General features: G+C 44.4%; 3 protein-coding genes. 1 reads left to right on the top strand and 2 read right to left on the bottom strand.

All coding sequences use genetic code 11. From position 1 onward, the window contains the following. Positions 1-2,112: Ig-like domain repeat protein (locus ACJ751_RS28185; protein ID WP_407748880.1), on the bottom strand; the 2,112-nt coding region annotated here is incomplete at its 3' end. A gap of 1,052 nt (positions 2,113-3,164) precedes the next feature. Continuing rightward, on the bottom strand, positions 3,165-3,530 hold the full coding sequence (locus tag ACJ751_RS28180; protein WP_407748879.1) for a hypothetical protein: 366 nt from the start codon (positions 3,528-3,530) through the stop codon (positions 3,165-3,167). Between ACJ751_RS28180 and ACJ751_RS28175 the strand changes: the two genes are divergently transcribed. Continuing rightward, the coding region (locus tag ACJ751_RS28175) for a hypothetical protein (RefSeq protein ID WP_407748878.1) at positions 3,529-3,927 on the top strand (399 nt) is incomplete at its 3' end. The two genes, ACJ751_RS28180 and ACJ751_RS28175, sit on opposite strands and share 2 nt — an antisense overlap.

Raw genomic sequence — 3,927 nt, 5'->3', positions numbered from 1 at the left:
GCAAACCGTATTAGGCCCTCCAGGCGTTACCGTTGCAGTTGGACTTACAGTAATGGTCATTATTCCGCTTACAGCGGGACAGGAAGTTGGTGCATTGGTGGTCAATGTCAGGGTCACTGTTCCGCTGAAATTGGCCGCCGGTGTATAGGTAACTACGGCTGGCGTGGCGGTTTGTGCTATGCTGCTTAATGTTCCTCCACCCGAAGTAATAGACCAGGCGCCGGTAGTAGCACTGCCTCCAACGCTCGCTCCGGTTAACGTGATAGCCGCCGGAGTGGCCGATTGGCAAACCGTATTAGGCCCTCCAGGCGTTACCGTTGCAGTTGGACTTACAGTAATGGTTCTTGTTGCGTTTGCTGAAGCGCAGCCATTTGCGGGTGTGTTGGTAGTTAATCTTAATGTTACAGTGCCGGTGAAGTTGGCTGCAGGGGTGTAGGTAACTGTCGCCGGCGAGGCTGTTTGTGCAGTACTGCTCAGTGATCCGCCACCTGATACTATTGACCAGGCGCCGGTGGTAGCACTGCCACCCACGCTGGCGCCGGATAATGTTATGGCTGAAGGAGTAGCTGATTGACAAACATTATCCGGACCTCCGGGTGTAACAGTTGCCGGTACATTTACTGTAACGGTAACATATTGTGTATTACTACAAGGATCAAATGCTGCCTCTTTTCCCGGACCGTTTTCCACTTCATCCTGAATAGAATATATATAGGTCACTACAACAGGCGCGCCGGTGGTATTGGTCAAAACTTCATTAACGTTTCCCGTACCACTGCCTGACGCCCCACCATTAATACCTGTAATGGAAGGGCGTGTCCAGTTCATTATATCACCCACATCTCCATTATAAGTCGGGGTATAACTAAAAGTTGATCCGCTGCAAATAGGAGAAGGCGTAAGGGTGCTTGTTAAAACAGGCAGATCGCCTACTGCAAGGGTCACATTCTGTGTATTGCTACAACCATTTGCTGTAATAGTAATAGCATATACTACATTAATTATATTAGTGGTAGAATTGGTAAGTGTTTCAGCAATTCCACCCGATCCGGACCCCGTAGCAGGCGTAACACCCGCCACATTAGCACGCGTCCAGGTGAATGTGGCGCCTGATGTGGCGCTGGTTGGCGTATAAGTAAACAGATCTCCACTGCAAATACCGGGATATGGCTGTTGCGGATAATATAATTTCCCAATCCTTTCAACATTCGTATTGTTATCGGTAGAGTTGGCCGGATAAGTATTATTTAAAGTAGGGGAAGCATTCACAGTGATCGTTCTCGTTGCACTTACTGCCGGACAAGCCCCCACTGCATTTGATGTTAAAGTAAGCGTAACAGTTCCGCTGAAGTTGGCAGCAGGGGTATAAGTTACTGTTCCTGGCGAAGCGGTTTGTGCAGTGCTGCTTAGGGTACCCCCACCTGAAGTTATGGACCAGGCGCCGGTAGTGGCGCCGCCACCCACGCTGGCGCCGCTTAAAGTGAGGGCAGATGGTGTTGCAGATCGGCAAACACTATTAGGTCCACCGGGAGTAACGGTGGCTGCCTGGGTTACCGTCACAGTTTTAGTAACAACAGTTACACAACCATTGGCTGATGTTACTGTATAACTAATATCAGCACTTCCGGCCGACACGCCTGTCACTACTCCCGAAGCATTCACGGTAGCAATACTTGTATTATTGCTACTCCACACACCTCCGGGAGTAGCGTCTGATAATGTAGTTGTGCTGCCCGAACATACAGAAGTTGTCCCGGTTATGGCATTCACAGCAGGCGACCCGTTTACAACCTGTGATAAAGGCGCAGAAGTGCTGTTTGAAAAGTTGGCCGGGTTGCTGGGTGTATAAACTGCCGTGATCGAATAAGTACCTGTTGGCGGGCTCGATATGGTAAGGCTTCTTACACCACCCACCAATGCTGTAGGGGGCCCCAGCGAAACCCCATCTAAAAAAAACTCAACAGTGCCTGCTGCTGCACTGGGGGTAACAGTAGCTGTTAAAGTAATGTTCTCGTTGTCGCACGATGGATTGTTGCTGGAAGTAACCGTGGTGGTAGTGGCGGTTTGGGCAGCAACCTTCAACGAAGAAAAAGCAAGCAACAGAATTGCCATAAATGGAATGATCCTGCGCAAAACAAGGCTTATTCTTACGGCAGTCGGGGTTATATATAGTCTGGGTTGCTTGTTCATTGATACTTTAAAATATTACACGGGGTCTGCAATATTTACAACCAAAGGAGAACTCATTCGCGGTGATGCTCTGTATTTATAATATTCTACGATCGTTGGTCTGCGTTATATTATATGCCCGCCAGAACACATTGCCTGCTATCGTAAAACTGATCGGAGTCAAGTCTTGTATAATTATAAAGAAGAGTATACCTGCTTAATAAGCAATTCCCTTAATTGAATAAATGTTTACCGTTTCAATATGAACTGAATTATTTCATCGCTTTAACAGGGGCAACAGAATATCATCCTTACTCAATCCAGTGAGTGGGAACCATTAATTTCTAAATGCTCATCCAGGATATTGATAAGCATTTTGAGGATGTTGGAATGTGACACGAAAATTCTTACAAATGAAAAATAAGCCAGGACAGTATTCGCCTTACGATTGGATTAATATCGGGAATGTGGAAATTGAAATAAAGGATTAATATTAAATGTTCTGAGGGGGGTATGAATTGAACTAATAATGAGTAGTTAAAAATTTGCTGATATTGTAATGCTGAAGTTAAATTAAAGATTTTAATCAACCAAAGTTTTACAAGACGTTTCTATTTGTGTTTTTAACAAACATGATCTTCGTTAGTTAATTGCAGTCTTAAACATTTAAAAAATACAGCTATTCAACTTCGCACTAAACGCCGTACAATCACCCACCATGGCCAATTACAGAAGATTCACCAAGCATGATTAGATCGTTTTTAATTTTCTTTTGAAAAGAAAATAGTAATAAAAATATTTTTGATTTAGAAAAAATTACTGTTAAATTAGTAGCACTTATTAATCCCTAAACAAAGTATCGCTCCAAATAAATCTACAGCGACACTTAATATTCTCCGATCAACCATCGCTTATTCCATCGTATTCCAATACTATAGTCCTTAGAATAGCCATACTCCAACCCCTTAGGATGTTTACAAATGTTTTGACTTGTTTTAACTGGGTAGTGAACCAGTCTGATTGGCCTTATTATAACGTTTATGGGCGCATGCTGATATTGTAACAAAGCTCGCCTTTGCAAACCTTTTTTTGAGCAGCATACTGCTCAAAGTAATTTTTTGTTTTTCGGCACACCCGAAGAACAGGCACTTTTTTATACCTGTAAGCCTCCTAACTGTAATGTTTAAATGACTGTATATGAAAATTTCTACCCAGGCCCCTAAGCCCCCCATAAACCTTTTTAACAAAATTGCAGTAATCACTTCCCCTCTATGTGCTGCATTTACAGGCAGGATCAACAGGGGATTCTTGATTTCCATTATCGCTACCGCAGGGTTGTTTATTGCATCCGGGGTTGCCATGGGTCAAATTACCCAGCCTACAGCCTGGGCTAATCTTTATAATGTTGCAACGGGAACGGCTAGTGGCAACACCTTTGCCGTAGCTGGCGGCTCTAACCGCCTACTCGTAATAGGCATTACAACCAGCCATACTTCATCGGGAACGGTTCAGGACCCTACGACTATCACTTATGGGGGTGTAACTTTAACAAAGGCAACCGGGGATGGCGCATCCTCTGGTCGCATGCATACCTGGTTGTATTTTTTAAAAGACAATGCTATAATGAATGGAGCCGCCCAGGCACTCAATGTAACAATGGGCACAGCCTCGCAAACAATTGTTAACATGACCGTTTGGTATACTGTGTTTGCCGGCGTTGATCAGACTCCTGCTTCCTATACAACTGGTAATAATATT

It is taken from the genome of Niastella sp. (assembly GCF_045805085.1).
Taxonomy (GTDB): Bacteria; Bacteroidota; Bacteroidia; order Chitinophagales; family Chitinophagaceae; genus Niastella.
This window is presented reverse-complemented; position numbering and strand designations above follow the sequence as displayed.